Below are 23,466 nucleotides of genomic sequence, written 5' to 3' on the forward strand. Positions count from 1 at the left end.
ATTAGGCCGCGTCCGGGTGGGTCTGTTTGCCTTTGGCGAGGGGTCGCTTGACCTGATTCTGGGTTTCGCTGGCTACCTCAACCTGGTTGCGCCCTTTGTCCTTGGCCGCATAAAGCGCATCGTCGGCCGCGCGCATCAGATCCTGTGGCATGGTTCCGTGCTTCGGGTAATGCGCCACCCCGACCGAGATGGTGATGCGGGGCAAGGCCTTTTCGCCATAGCGGACGGTGACGGCTTCGACTGCCTGTCTCAGCTGCTCTGCGCGGGTCACAGCGTCTTCGGGGGTGTTGTCGGGTAGGATCAACATAAATTCTTCACCGCCGATGCGGCAGGCCACCTCGTCGCGGTCGCAGCCCTGTTCCAGCGCGGCCCCAACCGCACGCAAGACCATGTCACCTGCGTCGTGCCCATGCGTGTCGTTGAACTTTTTGAAATGATCCACGTCCACGGCGATCAGACTCAGCGCCGCTCCGGTCTTTTGGCTGCGGCTGATCGACTTGCGTAGCGTTTCCGTCAAGTGACGACGATTGAATAGGCCAGTCAGAGGGTCGCGTACCGATTGGTCATGCAATTGATCGCGCATTCTGACGTTGGCAATGGCCATGCTGATCTGCTCGGCGCACAGCTGCGCGAGTTTACGACTTTTGTGAAAACATGCGTCACGCCCGGCAAGCGCCCTAAGATGCAGCAGGCCGACGGTTTCGCCATGCGCGAGGATGGGAAAACAGAAATAGGGTCGCCCATCATGCGGTTCGGCGTGTTCACAGACAAAGTCGATCTCGGATGCGCCGAATTCATAGGTGCGTCCACGCCGCAATCCCCAGCAGCCTTCGGGGTGAATATGCGACTTGTGCGTGCCGCCATTCCAGCTGGCGCAACCGTCCAGAACATCGCGAGAGTTGGAATAGACATAAACGCTGCCCTCTGCCTCGGGCAGGATGTGGGTCATGAAGCGTGACACCATATCGAACAGCTCATCCAGCGATCGACTGGATTGCAGCCATTCATTCAACTCACCCAGCAAGCGTACTTCGCGGGCCAAGCGCAGCTGTTCGTCCATCAATTCCCGCTCTTTCACGGCTCGTTTGCGAAGGTCGCGCACTTGACGCAGGTTGGTGCGGTGGACAATCAGGATCACAGTTGTCAGGGCCAGCAACGCCACTCCGCTGAGGATAGCCAGAGACAAGCGCACCCGAGTGATGAACAGATTCCTTAGGTCCGTGATGTCCGAATAGAATTCGATTGCCCCCAGAAACGTCGCATCTTTGATAATCGGTGTATAGACCTCGGCGACATGACGGCTGTTCAGCCCCTTATTCCCGCGGGGATCGGGGTCAAAGGAGTCAATTTCCGTGATAGGTTTCTCTTCGTGTTTGTAATAAAGGCCGCCGGCGGCAACGACAGACTTAAAGTAAGGTTTTGTGTTCACCGAGCCAACGTCACTGCTGCGGGTCGACCAAAATACGTTGCCTGATGCATCGAACAGTTTGAACCGGTAGATGTCCGAGGTTTCTGGCAACAGATTCAGAAAATCCTGGTCATGCGGGCTGAGCGAATGATCGCGGAATGTCGCCTCCAGACTGCTTAAATTGCTTTCGACCTGACGGCTCAGCCGCACGGCGCTTTTGCGCAGGTCTGCTTCCAGCATGCGATCCACCACCGGTGCCGGGACCGCGTAGATGCCCCAACCGGCTGCTACCGTCAGAACTACCAGCATCAGGCCCGCACCCACCATTTTCAAACGCGATGATCCTGTCGTCGGATTCGTCTGTTCCATCTTTCCCGCTCCCACAGCAATGGGATCAGCATCCGGCCCTGAGTTTGACAGTGGGTTAACTTTTGAGCGGCGATAGTCGTTTCTTTGTTTCGAATTAATGCAAAAAGAAGTGTTAAAAGCCTGTGAACAAGCCGTGAACAAACTCTTTCCCTCCGGGCTGATCCAGCGTAGTTTGGATCCATGAGCAGTTTTGACGAAATGGACGCCTTCGAGGGCGCATCGCTGTCGGCGCGGGCAATGGCCGTGCGCCCTTCGCCCTATCTGGATGAGCTGAACCCGGCGCAACGGGAGGCGGTCGAACATCTGGATGGCCCGGTTCTGATGTTGGCTGGGGCAGGGACGGGCAAAACCAAGGCTCTGACGGCCCGGATCGCGCACTTGCTTAACACGGCACGGGCCCGTCCGAATGAGATTCTTTCGGTGACGTTTACCAACAAAGCCGCGCGTGAGATGAAAGAGCGTGTCGGTCGCTTGCTGGGCCAGCCTGCCGAAGGGATGCCGTGGTTGGGCACGTTCCACTCGATCTGTGTCAAGCTGCTGCGCCGTCACGCGGAATTGGTCGATCTGAAATCGAACTTCACGATCCTGGACAGCGATGATCAAAAGCGACTGCTGAAACAGCTTACTCAGGCGGCGAACATAGATGACAAGCGTTGGCCTGCGCGCTTGCTGGCCAGTATCATCGACGATTGGAAAAACCGCGCGCTGACACCGGACAAGGTGCCTTCTGCCGATGCCGGGGCCTACAACAACAAGGGCATCGAGCTTTACGCTCAATACCAGACGCGCCTGCGAGAGTTGAATGCGGTAGATTTCGGTGACCTGCTGCTGCACATGGTCACGATCTTCCAAACCCATCCGGACGTGTTGGAGCAATACCAGCGCTGGTTCCGCTACATTCTGGTGGACGAGTATCAGGACACCAACATTGCTCAATATTTGTGGCTGCGACTGCTGGCCGGTGGGCACAAAAATATATGTTGTGTGGGGGACGACGATCAGTCGATTTACGGCTGGCGCGGGGCCGAAGTGGGCAACATCTTGCGGTTCGAAAAGGATTTCCCGGGCGCTTATGTGGTGCGGCTGGAGCAGAACTACCGCTCGACCCCGCATATTCTAGCAGCTGCATCGAACGTCATTCGAGGCAACGAAAACCGGCTGGGCAAAGAGCTCTGGACCGACGCCGAAGACGGCCACAAGGTCAACCTGATCGGCCATTGGGATGCTGAAGAGGAAGCGCGCTGGATTTGCGAAGAGATCGACGCAATGCAAACTGGCACGCGCGGTATGAGGCCTTTCGAGCTTGAAGAAATCGCGATAATGGTCCGAGCCACCCATCAAATGAAAGTGCTTGAGGATAGGTTTCTGAAAATCGGCATGCCCTACAGAGTTATTGGTGGCGTGCCTTTCTACCGCAGATTGGAAATAAGAGATGCTATTGCTTACTTCCGAGTCGTGGTTAGTCCTGACAATGATTTGGCATTTGAGCGAATCGTAAACACACCGAAACGTAGTTTAGGGGAGAAGGCTCAGCAAACTATCCAACGCATCGCTCGGGAAGAAAGTAAATCTCTGGTCGAAAGCGCACGTATCGCGGTTGACAGAAGTTTGATCAAGGGGAAAGGCGCTGCATCTTTGCGGGAACTAGTTGAAGGACTTGCGCGCTGGAATGCTTTGACGCGTGGTCCGACGATTGAAATTGACGATGACTCCGTGATTGATGACGCAACCGGACCGGTCCGATATGGCACCCCTGAGTTGTCACACGTCGAGTTGGCTCAGATCATTCTTGACGAAAGTGGTTACACAGAAAGCTTCCTAAAACCTCTTTCCGATGAAGAACTGACGATGGACCCGAGGCCGCCACGTAAGCCCCGCGATCACGAGGCTGCCGGGCGATTGGAAAATCTTAAGGAGTTGGTCAACCACTTGGGTGAGTTTGAAAACCTGCAAGGGTTTCTGGAGCATGTCAGTCTAGTAATGGATAACGAGCAGGACGGTGACGAGCCCAAGGTCTCCATAATGACCCTTCATGCATCCAAGGGTTCGGAATATCCTGCCGTTTTTCTTTCTGGGTGGGAAGAGGGACTTTTCCCATCACAGCGTTCAATGGACGAAGCTGGGTTGAAGGGGCTCGAGGAAGAACGACGCCTAGCTTATGTCGGTATCACTCGAGCGGAGGAAGTCTGCACAATTTCGTTTGCTTCAAATAGGTTGATATTCTCGGGTGACTTCAAAGGTTGGCAATCGATGATGCCTTCGCGTTTCATCGACGAATTGCCGGAAGAGCATGTAGAGGTTCTGACTCCTCCCGGCCTCTATGGCGGCGGGCACCAGACAGCGGGAATCGAATCCCGCGCAGCCGAAGCCAATGTCTATAACTCACCGGGCTGGAAACGGATGCAAGCGCGGCAGGGGCAATATGGCATGTCACAACCCCGCGAAAGTCGGAACACGGTGATCGACGCCACCGCCCTGGCCAGCTTCACGCTGGGTGAGCGCGTTTTCCACCAGAAATTCGGCTATGGCGCGGTCATCGGTATCGAGGGCGATAAGGTCGAGGTCGATTTCGATAAGGCGGGCACCAAGAAAGTGGTGTCACGATTCCTGACCAACAAAGATGACGTTCCGTTCTAAGGCATCATAATCCTTCAACAAGAACCAGATTGGTCGATGCCGTGGCCTGTCGGATCGTTGCCAGTGCGATGTAGTCGGGGTCATCTTTCCAGGCTTTCGCTGCGGCAAGGTCCGGAAACTCCATCAGCACAATTCCACCTTCCGGCCAATCGCCTTCGATACGTTCGACCGGTTTGGAAGAAACGGTGAGCAAACGGCCGCCGTGACGATCAAAGATCGGCATGAACCCCGCCAGATAATCCTGATACCCACCCGGGTCGTGGATGTCGATCTGCGCGATGAAATAGGCGGCCATGGCGTCCTCCGGATCAGAAATCAGAGGGCCATCTTACACCAGTGTCAGAAAAACAAAAAACGGCGGTTCCCAGGGAGGAGGAGGGAACCGCCGTCTTGTCAACATCAGAGCAGGGAGGAGGAGAGCCCTGATGTATACGAACCCGGGTTTGAGCCCGGTATGGGGAAGACGCGGCGACGTCAGGGAGGAGGACGACCTCGCCGCGCGCTTTCAACATCAAGGCAGGGAGGAGGAGAGCCTCGATGTATCACGTTCCGGCATCTTGAGGCCGGTATAGGGTGCGGCAACGTCAGGGAGGAGGAAAGACGTTGCCGCTGATTACAGACCCTAATGGGAGGAGGAAGGGCCTGATCTCGGTATCTCTGGTGCGCTTAACGCGCGGTGTTGTCTTCTGCCGCCTGCATTGCGACCCGGCGGATAATCGAACGGTGCAGGCCCAGGTCGGCCAGTTCGCGGTTCGACAGGCTGGACAGTTCATTCACAGTCTGACGGTACATGCGATAGCGTGCAAAGCGGGTCTTGGCGGTTTCGACCAGTGTGCTCAATCCGAACGCCGGTGCGCTCTTGGGGGCTGTATGTGTGCTTGCGATTGCCATTTTCATCATCCGTCTGTCTTGCGTTACCGATGTCATTCGGCGTTTGCTTGAGCCTGAAGATAGGCAAATGCTGCAATTGCACAATGGGTCACTTCATCAATGCTGCTATGCAGCAAATGCATAGATTGGTTTGGTTTTTCCCGACACAGAGATATACACCTTTAAAATATAGGTTTTACCATGGGGTGCCTTTGAAGGCCTGAAAAAGGCGCTGCTGTGGCCTGCCTTTGAATTGAGCGCATTCGGCGCGAATTTGTGCGACTTATATCGTGGACAGCCAGTGCCTGACGTTTCGGTGGATCCCTGGAATGACATTTAGCGAGGTGGCGTCGTCTTGATGATTCCGGGTTTCTGGGGTGGAGCGGGACCCAAGCCCCGCTTCCTTGCTTGAGCTGGGTCAGCTTACGGGAATTTATGGGCGGTTCTGGTTTGAGCGGGGAATCGCGGCCTAAATCTCTAGTTTTTTTGAGTTACGATTCGATGTGACGACTGTCCGCAGCGAGCCAAAAAATCCAGCCTAAGCGAAAACTTCAGAAAAAACGGGAAAACGTGGGAAATTTTTTCCATCGAGCATTTGTCTATATATTGATGTTCAAATTTAAAATTTTCTATTTGTAGTGCCTTGGTGGCGAATCTTCCACATTTGGTCATGTCGAAGCCGTGTTTCATGCAACACGGTTGGAAAAATTCCTGTTGATTTCCATGAATTCCCATGGCATCCCTTGTACATCCGATGAGGACGAGGCAGCAGGGGCACCAAACGACCCCGAACCAAAAATACTAATCAGGTTTCATACAGGCATCTCGCTTTCATCAACCAAGAGATCCGGCGCGCGGGCGAGCAGACATCCCCCCAGGTGGCGCGTGCAGCTGGACATCCCGCAAAGCGGGTCAATGCGGCGGGTTGATCAGTGGCAGCAGATCAACTCGCCGTTTTTCATCGGGGGGAACGTGAATTTTGAGGTGGGGCGCAAGCGAAAGGGACAGTCGTCTTGGCGCGCAGGTTTAGAGGTGAAAGCCACCATAAGGTGGACACGAAGGGCAGGGTCTCGATCCCGGCCTCGTTTCGCCGTGTGCTTGAAGCGTCCGATCCCAACTGGCAGCCCGGTGACAATCCAGAGCTTGTGATCGTCTACGGCGACCACCGCCGCAAATACCTTGAATGTTATACGATGCAGGCGATTGACGAGGTTGACGCCAAAATCGACGCTCTGCCACGTGGGTCGATGGAGCGTAAGATGCTGCAACGCATGTTCCACGGTCAGTCCTTCCCGACAAACGTGGATGAAACCGGACGTCTGGTCTTGCCTGCCAAGCTGCGCAACAAGATTGACCTTGAGAATGAGGCCTTCTTTATCGCCGCGGGTGACACCTTCCAGATCTGGAAGCCCGAAACCTACAATGTTGAAGAACTGGCCAAGGCTGAAGAGTGGATGGACGATCTGCCCGACGATTTCGACCCGATGGTCTACCTCGATGGCATCGGGGACGCGTGACGGCATGTCCGGCGCTGTCCCTCCCTCCGATAAACCCCATATCCCTGTTCTGCTGCGCCCACTGCTGGCCGCAGTGTCTCCGGTATCGGGTGTTTGGCTGGATGGCACCTTTGGGGCAGGCGGATATACGCGCGGGTTGCTGGATGCAGGGGCAGACAAGGTGATTGGCGTCGACCGTGATCCGCTGGCCTTTGAAATGGCCGCTGATTGGGCAGGAGAGTATGGCGACCGGTTGGTGATGCAGCCCGGTGTGTTCTCGCGGATGGACGAATACGCGCAGGATCTGGATGGTGTGGTGCTGGATCTTGGTGTGTCTTCGATGCAGCTGGATCAGGCCGAGCGTGGGTTTTCTTTCATGAAAGACGGCCCCTTGGACATGCGCATGAGTCAGGTAGGCGAAAGCGCCGCCGATCTGGTGAATGAGGCGACCGAGGCGCAATTGGCGGATATTCTGTTCCATTTCGGTGAGGAACGCGCGAGCCGTCGGATCGCCAAGGCCATCGTGAAGGCGCGAAGCGAAGAACCAATCACTACGACCCTGCGTTTGGCCGAGATCATCGAGTCCTGCCTGCCGCGCCCCAAGCCCGGGCAATCGCACCCGGCGACACGCAGCTTTCAAGGGCTGCGGATCGCGGTCAATGCCGAATATGAAGAGCTGTTTCAGGGATTGATGGCCGCGGAAAGGGCATTAAAGCCTGGCGGGCAACTGGCCGTTGTGACCTTCCATTCCATAGAGGATCGGATGGTCAAGCGGTTCTTTCAATCCCGCGCGGGTAAGACAGGGCGTGCGAACCGTTACGCGCCTGAAATCGAGCAGGATCAGCCGCAATTCACGCTGAAGACCCGTAAGGCCGTAGGCCCGGATGAGCTGGAATTGCAGGAAAACCCGCGTGCGCGCTCGGCCAAACTGCGCGTGGCAATCCGAACTGAGGCACCGGCAGGGGAAATTGAGGCCCGCGCCATAGGGATGCCGCAACTGGGGGGAAGGGCAAAATGAAGAGTATTTTGTATGTGTTGACCGCTCTGTCCGTTTTTGGATTGGCGCTGTGGGCCTATCAGGAAAACTACCGCACCCAACAGGTGGTTAAAGAAACGCAGAAACTCCAGCGCGAGATTGGCATGGCGCAGGTACGGCTGGCCGTTTTGAACGCGGAATGGGCCTATCTGAACCGCCCTGACCGACTGCGCGAATTGGCAGATTTGAACTTTGAGCGTCTGGGACTGTTGCCGCTGCGGGCGGAGCAGTTTGGGCGTGCCGATCAGATTGCCTATGCCGAAGACCCCGATCTGCCCATCGTTGATCCGATTGAGTTGCAGGCCATCACTGACATTAAGGCGTTGGGCGAGGTGCAGATTCCATGACACGCACGCCTCTGCGCCCCCTGGCCCGAATTCTTGATGCTCGCGCCCGAGGTGAAAATCCAAAGGCGATTGAACGGGAAAACATCCGCAAACGCCACGAGGATATGAAAGACCGCGCCCGCGCCCGCGCCGAAGGGCGCCTGTTGGTGCTGGGCTTCTTCTTCTTCTGCGCTTTCTCGGTTGTTGGTGCCCGCATGGGTATGCTGGCCACGTCCGAGGCGCAGGAGCCAGTAGCAAGTGCGCCGGGTGCGACCATTGCCATGCAGCGCGCCAATATCGTTGACCGCGAAGGGCGCATCCTGGCAACAAATCTGGACACCTATTCGGTATACGCGCAGCCGCCCCTGATGATCGATCCGATCGCCGCCGCAGATCAGTTGGTGGCAATCTTCCCGGATCTGGACAAAGAGCGTCTGGTCAAGGACTTCACCGGCAAGCGTAAGTTCCTGTGGATCAAAAAACGCATCTCACCCGAACAGAAGCAAGCCGTGCACGACATCGGCGATCCGGGGATTCTTTTTGGCCCACGTGAAATGCGCCTTTATCCCAACGGCAAGCTTGCCGCGCATATTCTGGGCGGGTCCGGCTTTGGTCGTGAGGGCGTCAGTGCCGCCGAAGTAATTGGTGTTGCAGGTGTCGAGAAACAGTTCGACGACTATCTGCGTGACCCGGCCAACGGCAACAAGCCGCTGCAATTGTCGCTGGACCTGACCATCCAGGCGGCTGTGGAACAGGTGCTCTATGGCGGTATGAAGATCATGAACGCCAAGGGGGCCTCGGCCGTTCTGATGAACGCACACACGGGTGAGGTTGTCTCAGCCGCGTCGCTGCCCTCGTTTGATCCAAATGACCGCCCGCGCCCGCCGACCTCGGGGTTTGATCCATCAGACAGCCCACTGTTCAACCGCTATGTACAAGGTGTCTATGAACTGGGCTCGGTCTTCAAGATTTTCACTGCAGCGCAGGCCGTGCAACTGGGGCTTGTGAATTCCAATACCATCATCGACACGTCGGGCCCTATGAAGATCGGTCGTTTTCCGATCGGAGAGTTCAACGGCAAGAATTACGGCAAGATCAGCGTTGCGGACGTGATCGTACACAGCTCGAACCGGGGTACGGGCCGTTTGGCGTTGCAGATCGGTGCGCAGCGACAGCAGGATTTCCTGAACACGTTGGGCATGTTCGATCCAACACCGTTTGAAATTGTCGAGGCCAAAGGTGGCGTACCGCTCAAGCCCAAAAAATGGGGTGAACTGAGCACTGTAACCATTTCCTACGGTCATGGTCTGTCGACCAGCCCGATGCATCTGGCGGCCGGTTATGCGGCCATTGCCAATGGCGGGCATTATGTCAGCCCGACCATTCTGCGGAAAAACGGCCCGCAATACGGCCCTCGGGTCATGTCGGAAAACACCGCAAGCCAGGCCCAGAAAATGTTGCGTAAAGTGGTGACAGACGGCACCGCCAGCTTTGCTGAGGTCAAAGGCTATGACGTGGCTGGCAAAACCGGCACAGCGGACAAGCCAAAGCCGCGTGGCGGGTATTACGATGACAAAGTCATAGCGACCTTCGCGACGATCTTTCCGGCCTATGATCCGAAATACGTTCTGATCGTCACATTGGACGAACCTTCGATCCTGGCATATGGCGAAAAGCGCCGCACTGCGGGCTGGACCGCCGTGCCTGTTGCCGCCGAACTTATTGGTCGCGTCGCACCCTTGCTGGGCCTGCGTCCTCGGCTTGAGCCTGAGGCGGGCGCTGCTATAACGCTGACCTCAAACTAGGCTGTCCGGCAAGAGGTGGGTCATGGGCACAAGGACAAAGAAACTCAACCAACTGGCCCTGACCGCGCGCGGGGGCGCAAACCCCGACATCACAGGTTTGGCTGTTGACAGCCGTGAAGTGAAAGACGGCTTCCTGTTCGCGGCCCTTCCCGGCACGCGGGTGCATGGAGGGGAGTTCACCCAATACGCCCTTCGAATGGGAGCATCCGCGATCCTGACAGATGCCGAAGGGGCCCAGATCGCCGAAGCCGAGCTTTCTGAATCAGGCGCGGCACTTATTGTGGTCGAAGACCCGCGTCAGGCGCTGGCCGGTGCAGCCGCGTTGTGGTTTGGAGCACAACCGCAGACCATCGTCGCCGTCACCGGTACCAACGGCAAAACATCTGTTGCCACCTTTGTGCGCCAGATCTGGACTGAGCTGGGCCACGCCGCTGTCAACCTCGGTACGACCGGGGTCGAGGGTGCATGGACCGCACCGCTGGCCCACACCACCCCTGAACCAATCACCCTGCATCGCTGTCTGGCAGAGGCAGCTGAAAATGATGTGACCCATGCCGCGATGGAAGCATCGTCCCATGGCCTGGAGCAACGCCGCCTGGATGGCGTGCACCTGACAGCCGCAGGGTTTTCAAACTTCACTCAGGACCATCTGGACTATCACGAAACCTTCGAGGCGTATTTTGCCGCCAAGGCTGGGCTGTTCGACCGCGTGTTGCCGCAAGACGGTACAGCGGTGATCAATCTGAGTGACCCTAAGGGCGCGCAGGTCCAGCGGATCGCAAAGTCGCGAGGCCAATCGGTGCTGACCGTTGGTCTTGGCGATGCCGATTTATGCCTGATCAATCAGCGGTTTGACGCCACAGGACAGGACCTGCGCTTTTCCTGGCAAGGCCGAACCTTCCAGACGCGTCTGAATCTGATCGGCGGGTTTCAGGCTGAAAATATCTTGCTGGCCTGCGGGTTGGTCATCGCCGCCGGCGACAGCCCTGAGCGGGTCTTTGAAACTCTGCCATATCTGACGACCGTACGGGGGCGGATGCAACTGGCAGCTACGCGCGACAACGGTGCAACGGTTTTTGTGGATTACGCGCATACGCCCGATGCTGTGGCCACGGCCCTCAAGGCGCTGCGCCCGCATGTTATGGGGCGTCTGATCGCCATCGTTGGGGCAGGCGGGGACCGTGATGCGACCAAGCGCCCTCTGATGGGTAAGGCGGCTGCGAACCATGCTGATGTCGTGTTTGTAACAGATGACAACCCACGCAACGAAGACCCGGCCACCATCCGTGCAGCCGTCATGGAAGGTGCGCTTGAGGCCACAGGTCAGGCCAGTGTGACCGAGGTCGGCGACCGTGCCGAGGCTATTCTGCGCGGCATCAATGCGCTTCAACAGGGCGATGCGCTGCTGATCGCAGGCAAGGGCCACGAAACCGGACAAATCGTAGGGGATCAGGTTCTGCCTTTTGATGACGTTGAACAGGCCAGTATTTCTGTGGCCGCGCTTGACGGGAGGGTTGCATGACACTCTGGACAGCATCCGAGGCCGTTGAAGCGACAGGCGGTCAGGTCACGCGTGACTGGATCGCAAATGGTGTATCGATCGACACTCGCACCCTTCAGCCCGGCGATCTGTTCGTGGCGCTTAAAGCCGCGCGGGACGGTCATGATTTTGTCGCGCAGGCGTTGGAAAAAGGCGCCGGGGCTGCGCTGGTTTCTCACATTCCCGAAGGTGTCCCCGAAGGGGCACCGTTGCTGGTCGTTGACGACGTGCAGGCAGGTCTCGAAGCCTTGGGGCAGGCGGCCCGTGCGCGAACGGATGCGCGCATAGTGGGTGTCACGGGCAGCGTCGGCAAGACCTCGACCAAAGAAATGCTGGCGAAAATTCTTGAAGCCCAAGGCAAGACCCATGCCAGCGTGGCCAGCTACAACAACCATTGGGGTGTACCGCTGACTTTGGCGCGGATGCCGCGCGATACTGAGTATGCCGTGATTGAGATCGGCATGAACCACCCGGGCGAGATTGCTCCTCTGGCCAAACAGGCCCGTCCGCACGTGGCGTTGGTCACGACTGTCGCGGCGGTGCATCTGGAAGCTTTTGCTTCGGTCGCAGGCATCGCCCATGAAAAAGCGGCGATCTTCGAAGGGTTGGAGCCCGGCGGGGCTGCGATTGTCAATGCAGACATCGAGCACGCAGAAATTCTGCGTCAAAGTGCCCAGGACCGCGGGGCGGGGATCGTCGATTTTGGCCGCAAGGCTTCGGATTATCGTTTGATCGATGTGCAGCAAGCGTCCAACGCCGTGAACGCTCAGGCCACTGTTGGTGATCAACTCATCCGCTTTGAGGTCAACTCTGCCGGCACCCATTTTGCCATGAACGCGCTTGGGGCTCTGGCGGCCTGCGTGGAACTGGGTGTCGATCTGGATCAGGCGATCGCGGGACTGCGAGCGTGGTCGCCGGTCAAGGGGCGCGGCGTACGCGAAAACTTGCCGTTGTCTGGTGGTGGCCAAATCGAACTATTGGACGACAGCTACAACGCCAATCCGACCTCGATGGAGGCCGCGCTGGACGTGTTGGCTGCCACGCAAGGTACCCGCCGCATCGCGTTTTTGGGCGACATGAAGGAACTGGGCTCGCAGGAAGTGGCGATGCACGCCGAAATGGCGAATGTTGCAGCCATGGGGAAAGTAAATCAGGTGCATTGCATCGGCCCGTTGATGCAGGCCATGCACAAGGCGCTACCCGATGACAAGCGCGGGCTCTGGTTCGAAACCAGTGCTGAGATGGCCGAACACTTGCCCTCATTGATCTGCGATGGCGACACGGTGTTGGCAAAGGGTTCTCTCAGCATGGCGCTGGCTACGATTGTTGACGGTCTGCGCAAAATGGGGCAAGGGAGCGCGCTTGATGGGTGATCGCGCCCAGACGTCGCGTGTGAGAAAGGTATTGTCATGCTGTATTGGTTGACCGCCCTGTCGGACGGAGGGGATTTCTGGAACCTCTTCCGCTATATCACCTTCCGCGCGGGCGGTGCTTTTATGACGGCGCTGATCTTTGGGTTCCTGTTCGGAAAACCCCTGATCAATGTTCTGCGCAAGCGACAGGGCAAAGGTCAACCGATCCGCGATGACGGCCCCGAGGGACATTTTTCCAAGGCAGGCACGCCCACCATGGGTGGGTTGCTGATTGTAGGTGCCCTTGTGACGTCGACCTTGATCTGGGCGCGGTGGGACAATCCCTATGTCTGGATGGTGTTGTTTGTGACTTTGGCCTATGCGGCCATCGGGTTCGCGGATGACTACGCCAAGGTGTCGAAGCAGAACACCAAGGGTGTTTCGGGCAAGATGCGTCTGGCGCTGGGCATTATCATTGCGGTTCTGGCCTCGCTCTGGGCATCTTTGCACCATCCCGAGGCGTTGCAGAACCAGCTGGCGGTGCCGGTATTTAAGGACACTCTGGTCAATTTGGGCCTGTTCTATATTCCGTTCGCGGTCGTTGTGATCGTGGGGGCTGCCAATGCAGTAAACCTGACTGACGGTCTGGACGGGTTGGCGATCATGCCCGCAATGATTGCCGCCACGACCCTTGGAATCATTGCCTATGCGGTCGGACGTGTGGACTTTACCGAGTATCTGGACGTGCACTACGTGCCCGGAACCGGTGAGATATTGATCTTTACGGCTGCTTTGTTCGGCGGCGGTTTGGGCTTTTTGTGGTACAACGCACCGCCTGCGGCGGTCTTCATGGGTGACACCGGTTCATTGGCACTGGGTGGTGCACTGGGTGCGATTGCCGTCGCCACCAAGCACGAGCTTGTTCTGGCCGTGGTTGGCGGTCTGTTCGTGGTCGAGGCGTTGAGCGTCATCATTCAGGTCCTCTACTTCAAACGCACCGGCAAGCGGGTTTTCCTCATGGCCCCAATCCATCACCACTATGAGAAAAAAGGCTGGGCTGAACCGACCATCGTCATCCGTTTCTGGATCATCTCGCTGATCCTGGCGATGATCGGACTGGCAACGCTGAAGGTACGGTGAGCAAACGTCGCATTGTGCTGTCAGGCTGTTCAGGAGGCGGTAAATCCACCCTCCTGCAAGAGATGGCGCGGCGCGGCTATGCGACTGTCATAGAACCCGGCCGCCGAGTCGTAATCGCGGAACAGCAGGTCGGTGGAACCGCCTTGCCCTGGTCAAATACCGAAGCGTTTTGCCGGAAAGTCATCGAGACGGCTTTCAACGACATGACCCAAGCCCCGGACGGTTTGGTTCTATTCGACCGATCGGCACTGGACGCCTTGATCTGGTTTGAGCGTACTGACACTGATCTGGACAAAGCCTTGAAAGATCGGATTGTCCGGCTTGACTATGACCGTCAGATTTTTCTGTTCCCGCCATGGCCTGAAATCTATGTGAAAGACAGTCAGCGTCAGCACGATCTTGTTGACGCTCTTGCGGAATATGAGGGTTTGTGCGACCGCTTGCCCAAACTTGGTTTCAAGACCACCCTTGTTCCAAAGCGACCTGTCGAAGAACGGGCGGATTGGCTTGAGGCACAGCTAGACGAAGGAAGTAAGACATGATCCCGGTCAAAGGCTTTTCAGGGCAAAAAGTTGCAGTTCTGGGGCTGGGCCGGTCGGGCTTGGCGACAGCACGCGCCTTGCGTGCTGGCAAGGCCGAGCCTGTGTGCTGGGACGACAACCCGGCAGCTCGTGAAACTGCCGAAGGCGAGGGGTTCACCTGCGTCGATCTGCGCAAACACGGCGCGTTTGATGGCGTTGCGTCGCTGATCGTCTCACCGGGCATTCCGCATCTTTATCCTGAACCGAACCCGGTCGTTTCCGCGGCTTTGGACGCTGGCGTGCCGGTGGACAACGACATCGGCCTGTTCTTCCGTTCCTTCGCGGGGTCGGAATGGAACAACTACGACACGCCGCCGCGCGTGATTGCAGTGACGGGCTCGAACGGGAAGTCCACCACGGCGGCGTTGATCCACCACATCCTGACCGAGGCCGGGCGTGAGGCACAGTTGGCAGGCAATATCGGACGCGGGGTTCTGGATATCGATCCGGGTGGTGACGGTTCGGTTGTTGTGCTGGAACTCAGCAGCTATCAGACCGAGTTGGCCCGTGCGTTGACTCCCGACGTTGCTGTGTTCACCAACCTTTCGCCCGATCATCTGGACCGCCACGGCGGCATGGGCGGCTATTTCGCGGCCAAACGACGCCTGTTTGCCGAAGGCGGGCCAGACCGCGCAATCATTGGCATTGATGAGATCGAAGGTGCGTTTCTGGCCGGGCAACTGGCCGAAAGGCCAACGGATGACCGGGTGATCCGTATCTCGGTTGCGCGCAAACTGACAGGTCCGGGGTGGCAGGTGTTTGCTCGCAAAGGTTTCTTGTCGGAATACCGCAAGGGGCGTCAGGCAGGTTCCATCGACCTGCGCGCGATCAAAGGTCTGCCCGGTGCGCATAACCATCAAAACGCCTGCGCGGCCTACGCCGCCTGCCGGTCGCTGGGACTTGCCCCGCGCGTGATCGAGGATGCGCTGCAGTCCTATCCGGGCCTGCCGCACCGCAGCCAGATCATTGCCGAAGCGGGTGGGGTTACTTACGTCAACGATTCGAAGGCGACCAATATCGACAGTGCCTTGAAGGCGTTGAGCGCGTTCAAGAATATCCGCTGGATTTGCGGTGGACTTGAGAAAGAGGGCGGTATCGCAGCTCTGAACACGGCAGCGGATCAGGTGCGCAAAGCTTACGTGATCGGTCGCGAAGCGGCTGGTTTTGCGATGCAACTGGAAGCGGACGCCCTGGTTTGTACCACGATGGAGGCCGCCGTAGCGCAAGCTATCGAAGACGCGGAAGAGGGTGACACGGTGTTGTTGGCACCGGCGGCTGCCAGTTTCGATCAATATGACAATTTCGAGCGACGCGGCGATGACTTTACCGAACAAGTGCGTAAGCGGCTGACGTAAGGCGACGCTCTGCCGGTTGATCTGGACTTTTCCCAATCAGATTGACACTTTGTGGGAAGTAAGGTTGCGTCACCTTCAGTTCACAAAGAGGTAGCGGATATGTCTGCACGCAAAATTTTCTTCGCTCTTCCTGTCGTTGCGCTGGCCGGAGCCTGCGCCAATAGCGGGGCGAACTATGTCCCGATCATCGACGGGGCGGTAGGGCCTAATTATCAGTCCGATCTGGCCAATTGTCAGGCGCTGGCGCGATCTCAGCCGACGCTCGACAGCAACACTGCAGGCGCCGCTGCCATCGGCGCGGCCGGTGCTGCGGCAACCACTGCAATCATTGACAACAGCGCCAGTGATCTGGGTCGGGCAGCAGCAGCCGGTGCGCTGATCGGTGCTGGTGCAAGCGCGATCAACAACACTCAGAATCAGGAAGTGATCGTGCGAAACTGTATGCGCGGGCGCGGGTATAACGTCGTCGGTTAATCCTTGGCGGCAATGGCAACACCAGCGGCATGGCCTGACGACCATGCCCACTGGAAATTGTAGCCACCCAACCAGCCGGTGACATCCACCGCTTCGCCAATCGCGTAGAGGCCAGGGACATCCTTGGCCTCCATGGTTTTAGAAGACAAATCTTCGGTATCGATCCCGCCCAGCGTGACTTCGGCCGTGCGATACCCTTCGGTTCCCGATGGCACCAGCAACCACTCGGATAAGGCTGTGGTCAGCTCAGAAAGTTTCGCATCTGACTGATCCGCAAGGTTCCCGGACATCTGAATAACCTTGCTCAGATAGTCTACCAACCGGGCCGGCAGATGGCGCGCCAGTTCGGTTGTCAAAGCCTTTCGCCCACCGCTCTGACGCTGTGTCCGCAACAGATCGAACAGCGGCAAATCGGGGATAAGGTTTACCCGGATCGCCTCACCCTCGGACCAGTAGGATGACAACTGCAACACCGACGGCCCGCTAAGCCCGCGATGCGTGAACAGCAGCGCCTCGTCAAAGCTGGTGCGGTCGTTCGACAGCCGAGCGGGCAGGGAAACACCGGACAAGTCTTTGAATCGACCATCCGAGAAGGTGAACGGTACCAGCGCGGCGCGCGTGTCGGTCACGCGCAAGCCGAATTGCCCGGCGATGTCATAGGCCAACCCGGTCGCGCCCATTTTCGGGATCGACTTGCCGCCGGTGGCCAGCACCAGATTGGCGCAGGTCAGGTGCTGACGCTGCCCGTCGCGTTCGACCTCCAGTGCAAACCCGCTTTCGGTCTTGCTCAGATCGCGCAGAGACGTTTGCACCCACAGCTCTGCTCCTGCATCGCGTATCTCGTCCAGCAGCACCTGTATGATCTGCTTCGATGACCCATCACAAAACAGCTGCCCCAGTGTTTTCTCGTGCCACGCGATGCCGTGCCGACCGACCAAATCGATGAAATCCCACTGGGTATAGCGCGCCAGTGCGGATTTGCAGAAATGCGGGTTCTGCGACAGAAAGTTACCCGGTCCTGCATACATGTTGGTGAAGTTGCAGCGCCCGCCGCCCGAAATGCGGATCTTTTCGCCCGCTGCCTTGGCGTGATCGATCACCAATACGCGCCCGCCGCAATGGGCTGCGCACATCATACCGGCCGCACCGGCCCCAAGGATGATCGTATCGAAGGTCATGGGCGGGGGATGGCGTTGTTTGGATAGGATAGCAAGTGGCGGAACAATCAATCGCTAAATTATTCTTAAGCTCCATCGTCTTTCCACTCTTGCCTGTGCGTGCCAACAGCTCATCAAATCGTGTTCCTTCTGGTTCTCTATTTCACGATTGGGCGCAGCCCAGGACCACGGAACCATTATTTGCTGCACAGATTTTCAAAGCTGCTCTTCATCCTACTAGCCCAAACGCCAAAATCCCTGTAGACTCTCAAACAGATCCCGAAAACGGGACGTGAACGAGGCAGAGAGTGGCGGTATCTCATGACTGAGATGGTGTATGGCGCGGTCCAGGACCAGCGCGGAGAACCGATTCTACCGAAGTGGTGGCGTACAATTGATCGCTGGACGATGTCCTGCGTTCTGATCCTTTTTACCATTGGGTTGCTGCTGGGCTTGGCCTCATCGCCGCCGCTGGCCGGACGCAACGGGTTCGATCCTTTCCATTATGTCGAACGTCAGGCCATCTTCGGCGGATTGGCGCTGATTGCGATGCTGCTGACATCGATGATGTCACCGACCTTGGTGCGGCGTCTGGCCGTTCTTGGGTTTTTGGTGTCATTTGTGGCGCTGGTTTTTCTGCCGGTCTTCGGAACCGATTTTGGCAAAGGTGCTGTCCGCTGGTATTCGTTGGGCTTTGCCTCTCTGCAACCGTCCGAATTCTTGAAGCCCGGTTTCATTGTCGTGGCCGCATGGTTGCTGGCGGCCTCGCAAGAGATCAATGGCCCTCCGGGGCGTATCTGGTCCTTTGCGCTGTGCATGTCGATCGTAGGGATGTTGGTGATGCAGCCCGATTTCGGTCAGGCCTGCCTGATCCTGTTCGGCTGGGGCGTGATGTATTTCGTGGCCGGTGCCCCGATGCTTTTACTGGTCGGAATGGCTGGCGCGGTGGTGTTGGCAGGTATGTTTGCCTATTCAAATTCCGAACACTTTGCCCGCCGCATCGATGGCTTTCTGAACCAAGAGGTCGATCCGACCACCCAGCTGGGCTATGCCACCAACGCCATTCGCGAAGGCGGGTTGTTCGGCGTTGGTGTCGGGGAAGGGCAGGTGAAATGGTCGCTTCCCGATGCCCATACCGATTTCATCATTGCTGTCGCGGCTGAGGAATACGGCTTGATCCTGGTGCTGATTATCATCGCGCTCTATGCGCTGATTGTCGTGCGGTCGCTGCTGCGGCTAATGCGTGAACGGGACATGTTCATTCGCCTGGCAGGCACCGGATTGGCCTGTATGTTTGGCGTTCAGGCGATGATCAACATGGGCGTCGCCGTGCGCCTGTTGCCCGCCAAGGGCATGACGTTGCCTTTTGTCAGCTATGGCGGTTCGTCGCTGATTGCGGGCGGTATTGCCATCGGGATGTTGTTGGCTTTCACCCGAACCCGTCCGCAGGGCGAGCTTGGCGATATTCTGCGCGGACGAGGATAATGGGGAACCCTTACTTGTTGATTGCGGCTGGCGGAACCGGGGGCCACATGTTCCCCGCTCAGGCCCTGGCCGAGGCATTGCTGCACAAGGGCTGGCGCGTGCGCCTGTCCACCGATGCACGCGGTGCGCGCTATACCGGCGCCTTCCCGGATGCGACCGAGATTACCGAGGTGTCCTCGGCCACCTTTGCGCGCGGCGGTTTAGCAGCCAAGGCGCTGGTCGGCCCCAAGATCGTGGGCGGCGTGACCAGCATGGCGTTTCAGATGATGCGCAATAAGCCCGACGTGGTTGTCGGGTTTGGTGGCTATCCGTCGATCCCGGCGCTGGGCGCGGCAACGCTGCTGAAAATCCCGCGCATGATCCATGAACAGAACGGTGTGTTGGGCCGTGTGAACAAGCTGTTCGCCACTCGCGTTGCACAGGTTGCATGCGGTGTCTGGCCAACCGATCTGCCCCAGGGCGCACAGGGCGTCCACACCGGCAATCCGGTACGCGCCGCCGTTCTGGACCGCGCCGCCGCGGGATACATTCCACCCGGCGATTATCCGATGTCGATTTTGGTCATGGGCGGCTCACAAGGCGCGCGTATCCTGAGCGATGTGGTGCCCGAGGCCCTTGCCGCCTTGCCTGAAAACATCCGTAACCACATCCGCGTTTCACATCAGGCCCGGGATGAGGACAGCGCGCGTGTGACGGCGTTCTACAATGATTATGGCATCCGCGCCGAAGTTCAGACCTTTTTTGCAGACGTGCCCCGTCGCATGTCGGACGCCCAATTGGTCATTTCGCGTTCGGGTGCATCCAGCGTGGCCGATATCTCGGTTATTGGGCGACCCTCGATCCTGGTCCCGTTTGCCGCCGCTGCCGGAGACCACCAAACCGCCAATGCGCGTGGCTTGGTGCAGGCGGGCGGTGCGATCATGATCCCTGAAAATGCGCTTGACGTTCGCGCCTTGACGCAGCAAATCACCACGGTTCTGACCAACCCCGAAGCCGCACAGAAAATGGCCCATGCCGCCCTTTCGACCGGTGCCCCCGACGCGACCGAGCGTCTGGTGCAACTTGTCGAACAACTGGCGCAGAAGGAGACCGCATGAATCCTGCAACCAAACTGCCGCAAGACGTAGGACCGATCCACTTTGTCGGGATCGGAGGGATCGGGATGTCCGGGATCGCCGAGGTGCTTTTGAATCTGGGGTATCGGGTGCAGGGCTCGGACCTGAAGGCATCGAAGATCACTGATCGGCTGGCGGGTTTGGGGGCTGAAATCTTCGTCGGGCAGCGGGCTGAAAACCTTGAAAACGCTGCGGTTGTGGTTGTTTCGACTGCAATCAAACCCGGCAATCCGGAATTGGATGAGGCACGCGCACAAGGGCTGCCCGTTGTCCGGCGTGCTGACATGCTGGCCGAGTTGATGCGCTTGCGCTCGAACATCGCAATTGCGGGCACACATGGCAAGACCACCACGACCACGATGATGGCTGAGCTAATGGTGGCGGGTGACTTCGACCCGACCGTGATCAATGGCGGCATCATCCACGCCTATGGTTCGAATGCGCGCATGGGGCAGGGCGAATGGATGGTGGTTGAGGCGGATGAATCCGATGGCTCGTTCAATCGTCTGCCCGCGACCATCGCCATCGTTACCAATATCGACCCCGAGCATATGGAGCATTGGGGGGATTTCGACAAATTGCGTGATGGCTTTCACGAATTCGTCTCGAACCTGCCTTTCTATGGTCTGGCCGTTTGCTGCACGGATCATGCCGAGGTGCAGGCTTTGGTCGGGCGCATCACGGATCGCCGTGTGCGCACCTATGGCTTCAATGCTCAGGCAGACGTGCGGGCCGAGAATCTGACCTACAAAAGCGGCGTTGCGCATTTCGACATTCACCTGCAATACGAAGACAAAGTGATCGAAGGTTGCACCCTGCCGATGCCTGGCGACCATAACGTCTCGAACGCATTGTCCGCTGTGGCTGTTGCCCGCCATCTGGGTATGAAAGCGACTGAGATTCGCGACGCGCTTGCCAATTTTGGCGGCGTCAACCGCCGCTTCACCAAGGTCGGAGAAGTCGACGGTGTCACCATAATCGACGATTACGGCCATCACCCGGTCGAAATCGCTGCTGTCCTCAAGGCTGCGCGCCAAGCGACTGAAGGCCGCGTCATCGCTGTACACCAACCTCACCGCTACTCACGTCTGTCCAACCTGTTCGACGACTTCTGCACCTGCTTCAACGATGCGGATGTCGTGGCCATCGCCGAGGTTTTTGCCGCCGGTGAAGATCCGATTGAAGGGGCCAGCCGCGATGATCTGGTGCAGGGGCTGATCCGCCACGGCCACCGCCATGCCCGCGCGCTTTTTGACGAAAACGATTTGGAACGTCTGGTGCGCGAGCAGGCCCGCCCCGGCGACATGGTCGTCTGCCTTGGGGCAGGGACAATCAGTGCCTGGGCTAACGGGCTTCCAGAGCGGTTGCAGAGGAAACAAGCTGTTTGACATCTCAGCGTGTTAATGCGCAACCATAAGGTGTGTTGACGTAGTTGTTTCTATCGCCTGCCCTCGGAGGGGGAAATGGATTATTCCGTGATCATGGCTGCCTTATGGGTGATCTGCGCCACCGTTGTGGCGATGCTGCCGATGCGCCTGCAATTTCCGCCGGGGATCCTTTTGCTGATCTGTGCGCCGGGTTTGATCATATGGTTGGGCTATGTTCATGGTTGGGTTTGGTCGGTTTTGGCGTTGGGTGGGTTCGCTTCAATGTTTCGTAATCCGATCCGGTATTACTGGCGCAAATGGGTGCGTGGTGAGGTGATGGAATGAGTCTTTCTCTTGCCCTCGCGGCCCTCTGGGGGCTTACCGCCAATATTCTGGCAATGCTGCCCAGCAAGGACAACCATTGGACCCGCGCCTATTATCTAATCGCAGTGGGCATCCCCATTTTGGGTTTTGTCACATATGAAAACGGCCCCTGGATCGGGTTGCTTGTTCTTGTTGCAGGCATGTCGATGCTGCGCTGGCCGGTGATTTACCTCACCCGTTGGACAAAGGCGAAAATGCAGGGCATGAAGGCGGCCAACAAGTAACGGCCATTTTCAGGAGGCCCCATGGTCGACATCGCCACTTTTGCCTACTTACCGCTTATCTCGCTGGTCCTGGGCGCGGTTGCCGGATTCGTTGCCGGGCTCTGGATTGGGATGAAAGGGTTGCTCTGGCTCATCGGTCTGACTTCAGCTGTTGCGTTGGTCCTGATCGTGATGTTGGCAGGCGTCGGAACAGGTGAAGAAGAACAGGCATTCGGCCCGTTCATCTGGCTGACCGGCTCGGTTCTGCCCTTCCTTCTTGCTGTTATCGTAGGGGGTGTCGGCGGGCGTGGGCTGGCGGCAAAGTCGAACGCATGAGTGGTCTGCCCGAAGTTCGGGGCCGTCTGACCCCGGCACGCCCGCTGAACGACCTGACCTGGCTGCGTGTCGGCGGTCCGGCGGACCACCTGTTTCAACCCGCCGACCTCGAAGACCTGCAAGCGTTTTTGCGCGATCTTCCGTCAGATGTGCCAGTCTTCCCAATGGGAGTCGGTTCGAACTTGATCGTGCGGGATGGTGGCTTGCGCGCGGTGGTGATCCGTTTGGGGCGGGGGTTCAACGGTATCGAAGTCGCCGGCACCACTGTGATCGCCGGGGCTGCAGCGCTGGATGCTCATGTAGCACGAAAGGCGGCGGATGCTGGGGTTGACCTGACGTTTTTGCGAACCATTCCTGGTTCAATCGGCGGGGCTGTGCGGATGAACGCAGGGTGCTATGGCAGTTATACGGCGGATGTTTTGCGCAAAGCCACAATCGTCACGCGGCAAGGCCAGGTGCAGCACCTGACACCCGAAGACTTGAACTTTCGCTATCGTCAGTCCGATTTGCCCGAAGGCGCAGTTCTGGTTTCGGCGACGTTCCAAGGGCCTTCTGGCGACCCCGCAGAGCTTCACGCCCGCATGGAAGCGCAGCTTAAGAAGCGCGATGAAACTCAGCCGACCAAAGATCGCAGCGCCGGGTCGACTTTCCGCAACCCGGCAGGGTTTTCTTCGACAGGGCAGGCGGATGATGTGCATGACCTCAAGGCGTGGAAAGTGATCGATGACGCCGGAATGCGTGGCGCGACGCTGGGGGGTGCACAGATGAGCCCCAAGCACTCGAATTTCCTGATCAATACCGGTGCGGCCACCGCTGCTGACCTTGAAGGGTTGGGCGAAGAGGTGCGAAAAAAGGTTTACGAAACAAGCGGCATCACGCTAGAGTGGGAAATCATGCGGGTCGGTGATCCGCTGAAAGAATAAAGCCCCAACCGTCAGACCAATAACAGGCTAATTCAGGCGACGGATCAAAGGCATAAACGCAGTACGGACCACCACATAAGGTCCGGGGACATTGAGGCGCACGTTGG

At 58.0% G+C, this 23,466-nt stretch carries 22 protein-coding genes; 18 read left to right on the forward strand and 4 right to left on the reverse strand.

What is annotated here, in order from left to right; genetic code table 11:
* Position 1 precedes the first annotated feature (1 nt).
* A complete protein-coding gene (locus tag GS632_RS09295; protein WP_171237238.1) occupies positions 2-1,777 on the reverse strand; it encodes a diguanylate cyclase in 1,776 nt (591 codons plus the stop codon).
* A 180-nt stretch (positions 1,778-1,957) separates the two neighbouring features.
* On the opposite strand from GS632_RS09295, the gene GS632_RS09300 reads away from it, so the two are divergent.
* Positions 1,958-4,414 (forward strand): ATP-dependent helicase, encoded by a 2,457-nt coding sequence (locus GS632_RS09300; RefSeq protein ID WP_171237239.1) that lies wholly within the window; start codon positions 1,958-1,960, stop codon positions 4,412-4,414.
* Positions 4,415-4,418: 4 nt separating this feature from the next.
* Here GS632_RS09300 and GS632_RS09305 read toward each other — a convergent pair whose 3' ends face one another.
* Both GS632_RS09305 and GS632_RS09310 read right to left on the reverse strand, forming a co-directional pair.
* Positions 4,419-4,709 carry a DUF1330 domain-containing protein gene (locus GS632_RS09305; RefSeq protein WP_171721745.1) on the reverse strand — a complete coding sequence of 97 codons (291 nt, stop codon included), beginning with the start codon at positions 4,707-4,709 and terminating at the stop codon, positions 4,419-4,421.
* Positions 4,710-5,080: 371 nt separating this feature from the next.
* The gene (locus GS632_RS09310) at positions 5,081-5,305 is read right to left on the reverse strand and encodes a DUF1127 domain-containing protein (protein WP_171175342.1); all 225 of its coding nucleotides are present in this window, start codon (positions 5,303-5,305) and stop codon (positions 5,081-5,083) included.
* A gap of 992 nt (positions 5,306-6,297) precedes the next feature.
* Here GS632_RS09310 and mraZ point away from each other — a divergent pair.
* The 10 genes from mraZ (at position 6,298) to GS632_RS09360 (ending at position 16,389) form a co-directional block, all read left to right on the forward strand.
* Positions 6,298-6,801 carry a division/cell wall cluster transcriptional repressor MraZ gene (gene mraZ / locus GS632_RS09315; protein WP_171175340.1) on the forward strand — a complete coding sequence of 168 codons (504 nt, stop codon included), beginning with the start codon at positions 6,298-6,300 and terminating at the stop codon, positions 6,799-6,801.
* 4 nt (positions 6,802-6,805) lie between these two features.
* Positions 6,806-7,798, forward strand: coding sequence for a 16S rRNA (cytosine(1402)-N(4))-methyltransferase RsmH (gene rsmH, locus GS632_RS09320; protein WP_171721744.1), 993 nt, complete (start codon positions 6,806-6,808; stop codon positions 7,796-7,798).
* A complete protein-coding gene (locus GS632_RS09325) occupies positions 7,795-8,163 on the forward strand; it encodes a cell division protein FtsL (RefSeq protein ID WP_171175337.1) in 369 nt (122 codons plus the stop codon). The genes rsmH and GS632_RS09325 overlap by 4 nt, the downstream gene beginning before the upstream one ends.
* The gene (locus GS632_RS09330; RefSeq protein WP_171175334.1) at positions 8,160-9,947 is read left to right on the forward strand and encodes a penicillin-binding protein 2; all 1,788 of its coding nucleotides are present in this window, start codon (positions 8,160-8,162) and stop codon (positions 9,945-9,947) included. The genes GS632_RS09325 and GS632_RS09330 overlap by 4 nt, the downstream gene beginning before the upstream one ends.
* A 22-nt stretch (positions 9,948-9,969) precedes the next feature.
* On the forward strand, positions 9,970-11,469 hold the full coding sequence (locus tag GS632_RS09335; RefSeq protein ID WP_171237240.1) for a UDP-N-acetylmuramoyl-L-alanyl-D-glutamate--2,6-diaminopimelate ligase: 1,500 nt from the start codon (positions 9,970-9,972) through the stop codon (positions 11,467-11,469).
* Positions 11,466-12,860 carry a UDP-N-acetylmuramoyl-tripeptide--D-alanyl-D-alanine ligase gene (gene murF, locus GS632_RS09340; RefSeq protein ID WP_171237241.1) on the forward strand — a complete coding sequence of 465 codons (1,395 nt, stop codon included), beginning with the start codon at positions 11,466-11,468 and terminating at the stop codon, positions 12,858-12,860. Before GS632_RS09335 ends, murF begins: the two co-directional genes overlap by 4 nt.
* Positions 12,861-12,896: 36 nt before the next feature.
* Entirely contained in the window at positions 12,897-13,979 is a 1,083-nt protein-coding gene (gene mraY, locus GS632_RS09345; RefSeq protein ID WP_171175328.1) for a phospho-N-acetylmuramoyl-pentapeptide-transferase, read from the forward strand.
* Positions 13,976-14,521 (forward strand): AAA family ATPase, encoded by a 546-nt coding sequence (locus GS632_RS09350; protein WP_171237242.1) that lies wholly within the window; start codon positions 13,976-13,978, stop codon positions 14,519-14,521. Before mraY ends, GS632_RS09350 begins: the two co-directional genes overlap by 4 nt.
* Positions 14,518-15,915, forward strand: a complete 1,398-nt coding sequence (gene murD / locus GS632_RS09355; protein ID WP_171721743.1) for a UDP-N-acetylmuramoyl-L-alanine--D-glutamate ligase — start codon at positions 14,518-14,520, stop codon at positions 15,913-15,915. The genes GS632_RS09350 and murD overlap by 4 nt, the downstream gene beginning before the upstream one ends.
* A gap of 99 nt (positions 15,916-16,014) precedes the next feature.
* A complete protein-coding gene (locus tag GS632_RS09360) occupies positions 16,015-16,389 on the forward strand; it encodes a glycine zipper family protein (RefSeq protein ID WP_171092324.1) in 375 nt (124 codons plus the stop codon).
* Here the strand turns inward: GS632_RS09360 and GS632_RS09365 are convergent.
* Positions 16,386-17,567, reverse strand: coding sequence for an NAD(P)/FAD-dependent oxidoreductase (locus GS632_RS09365; protein WP_171237244.1), 1,182 nt, complete (start codon positions 17,565-17,567; stop codon positions 16,386-16,388). The genes GS632_RS09360 and GS632_RS09365 overlap by 4 nt on opposite strands.
* Positions 17,568-17,867: 300 nt before the next feature.
* On the opposite strand from GS632_RS09365, the gene ftsW reads away from it, so the two are divergent.
* The 7 genes from ftsW to murB all read left to right on the forward strand — a co-directional run bounded on the left by ftsW (position 17,868) and on the right by murB (position 23,359).
* Positions 17,868-19,031, forward strand: coding sequence for a putative lipid II flippase FtsW (ftsW, locus tag GS632_RS09370; protein ID WP_171175320.1), 1,164 nt, complete (start codon positions 17,868-17,870; stop codon positions 19,029-19,031).
* Positions 19,031-20,128 carry a UDP-N-acetylglucosamine--N-acetylmuramyl-(pentapeptide) pyrophosphoryl-undecaprenol N-acetylglucosamine transferase gene (locus tag GS632_RS09375; protein ID WP_171237245.1) on the forward strand — a complete coding sequence of 366 codons (1,098 nt, stop codon included), beginning with the start codon at positions 19,031-19,033 and terminating at the stop codon, positions 20,126-20,128. The genes ftsW and GS632_RS09375 overlap by 1 nt, the downstream gene beginning before the upstream one ends.
* Positions 20,125-21,534, forward strand: a complete 1,410-nt coding sequence (gene murC, locus GS632_RS09380) for a UDP-N-acetylmuramate--L-alanine ligase (RefSeq protein WP_171237246.1) — start codon at positions 20,125-20,127, stop codon at positions 21,532-21,534. The genes GS632_RS09375 and murC overlap by 4 nt, the downstream gene beginning before the upstream one ends.
* A gap of 75 nt (positions 21,535-21,609) precedes the next feature.
* A complete protein-coding gene (locus tag GS632_RS09385; RefSeq protein WP_171175314.1) occupies positions 21,610-21,858 on the forward strand; it encodes a DUF2484 family protein in 249 nt (82 codons plus the stop codon).
* Positions 21,855-22,121 carry a DUF2484 family protein gene (locus GS632_RS09390; RefSeq protein ID WP_171175312.1) on the forward strand — a complete coding sequence of 89 codons (267 nt, stop codon included), beginning with the start codon at positions 21,855-21,857 and terminating at the stop codon, positions 22,119-22,121. Before GS632_RS09385 ends, GS632_RS09390 begins: the two co-directional genes overlap by 4 nt.
* 21 nt (positions 22,122-22,142) lie before the next feature.
* The gene (locus tag GS632_RS09395) at positions 22,143-22,436 is read left to right on the forward strand and encodes a hypothetical protein (protein WP_171237248.1); all 294 of its coding nucleotides are present in this window, start codon (positions 22,143-22,145) and stop codon (positions 22,434-22,436) included.
* A complete protein-coding gene (gene murB, locus GS632_RS09400) occupies positions 22,433-23,359 on the forward strand; it encodes a UDP-N-acetylmuramate dehydrogenase (RefSeq protein WP_171175303.1) in 927 nt (308 codons plus the stop codon). Before GS632_RS09395 ends, murB begins: the two co-directional genes overlap by 4 nt.
* The last annotated feature ends 107 nt before the right edge of the window (positions 23,360-23,466 follow it).

This window comes from Ruegeria sp. HKCCD7296 (assembly GCF_013110775.1).
Classification (GTDB): Bacteria; Pseudomonadota; Alphaproteobacteria; order Rhodobacterales; family Rhodobacteraceae; genus Ruegeria.

Coding starts and splice junctions, on each gene's coding strand:
- GS632_RS09325 (WP_171175337.1), top strand. CDS start 7,795: ATGAAGAGTATTTTGTATGTGTTGACCGCTCTGTCCGTTTTTGGATTG.
- GS632_RS09330 (WP_171175334.1), top strand. CDS start 8,160: ATGACACGCACGCCTCTGCGCCCCCTGGCCCGAATTCTTGATGCTCGC.
- GS632_RS09395 (WP_171237248.1), top strand. CDS start 22,143: ATGGTCGACATCGCCACTTTTGCCTACTTACCGCTTATCTCGCTGGTC.
- GS632_RS09295 (WP_171237238.1), bottom strand. CDS start 1,777: ATGGAACAGACGAATCCGACGACAGGATCATCGCGTTTGAAAATGGTG.
- GS632_RS09335 (WP_171237240.1), top strand. CDS start 9,970: ATGGGCACAAGGACAAAGAAACTCAACCAACTGGCCCTGACCGCGCGC.
- murD (WP_171721743.1), top strand. CDS start 14,518: ATGATCCCGGTCAAAGGCTTTTCAGGGCAAAAAGTTGCAGTTCTGGGG.
- murC (WP_171237246.1), top strand. CDS start 20,125: ATGAATCCTGCAACCAAACTGCCGCAAGACGTAGGACCGATCCACTTT.
- mraY (WP_171175328.1), top strand. CDS start 12,897: ATGCTGTATTGGTTGACCGCCCTGTCGGACGGAGGGGATTTCTGGAAC.
- GS632_RS09390 (WP_171175312.1), top strand. CDS start 21,855: ATGAGTCTTTCTCTTGCCCTCGCGGCCCTCTGGGGGCTTACCGCCAAT.
- GS632_RS09305 (WP_171721745.1), bottom strand. CDS start 4,709: ATGGCCGCCTATTTCATCGCGCAGATCGACATCCACGACCCGGGTGGG.
- GS632_RS09310 (WP_171175342.1), bottom strand. CDS start 5,305: ATGGCAATCGCAAGCACACATACAGCCCCCAAGAGCGCACCGGCGTTC.
- GS632_RS09385 (WP_171175314.1), top strand. CDS start 21,610: ATGGATTATTCCGTGATCATGGCTGCCTTATGGGTGATCTGCGCCACC.
- ftsW (WP_171175320.1), top strand. CDS start 17,868: ATGACTGAGATGGTGTATGGCGCGGTCCAGGACCAGCGCGGAGAACCG.
- rsmH (WP_171721744.1), top strand. CDS start 6,806: ATGTCCGGCGCTGTCCCTCCCTCCGATAAACCCCATATCCCTGTTCTG.
- murB (WP_171175303.1), top strand. CDS start 22,433: ATGAGTGGTCTGCCCGAAGTTCGGGGCCGTCTGACCCCGGCACGCCCG.
- GS632_RS09300 (WP_171237239.1), top strand. CDS start 1,958: ATGAGCAGTTTTGACGAAATGGACGCCTTCGAGGGCGCATCGCTGTCG.
- murF (WP_171237241.1), top strand. CDS start 11,466: ATGACACTCTGGACAGCATCCGAGGCCGTTGAAGCGACAGGCGGTCAG.
- GS632_RS09375 (WP_171237245.1), top strand. CDS start 19,031: ATGGGGAACCCTTACTTGTTGATTGCGGCTGGCGGAACCGGGGGCCAC.
- GS632_RS09360 (WP_171092324.1), top strand. CDS start 16,015: ATGTCTGCACGCAAAATTTTCTTCGCTCTTCCTGTCGTTGCGCTGGCC.
- GS632_RS09365 (WP_171237244.1), bottom strand. CDS start 17,567: ATGACCTTCGATACGATCATCCTTGGGGCCGGTGCGGCCGGTATGATG.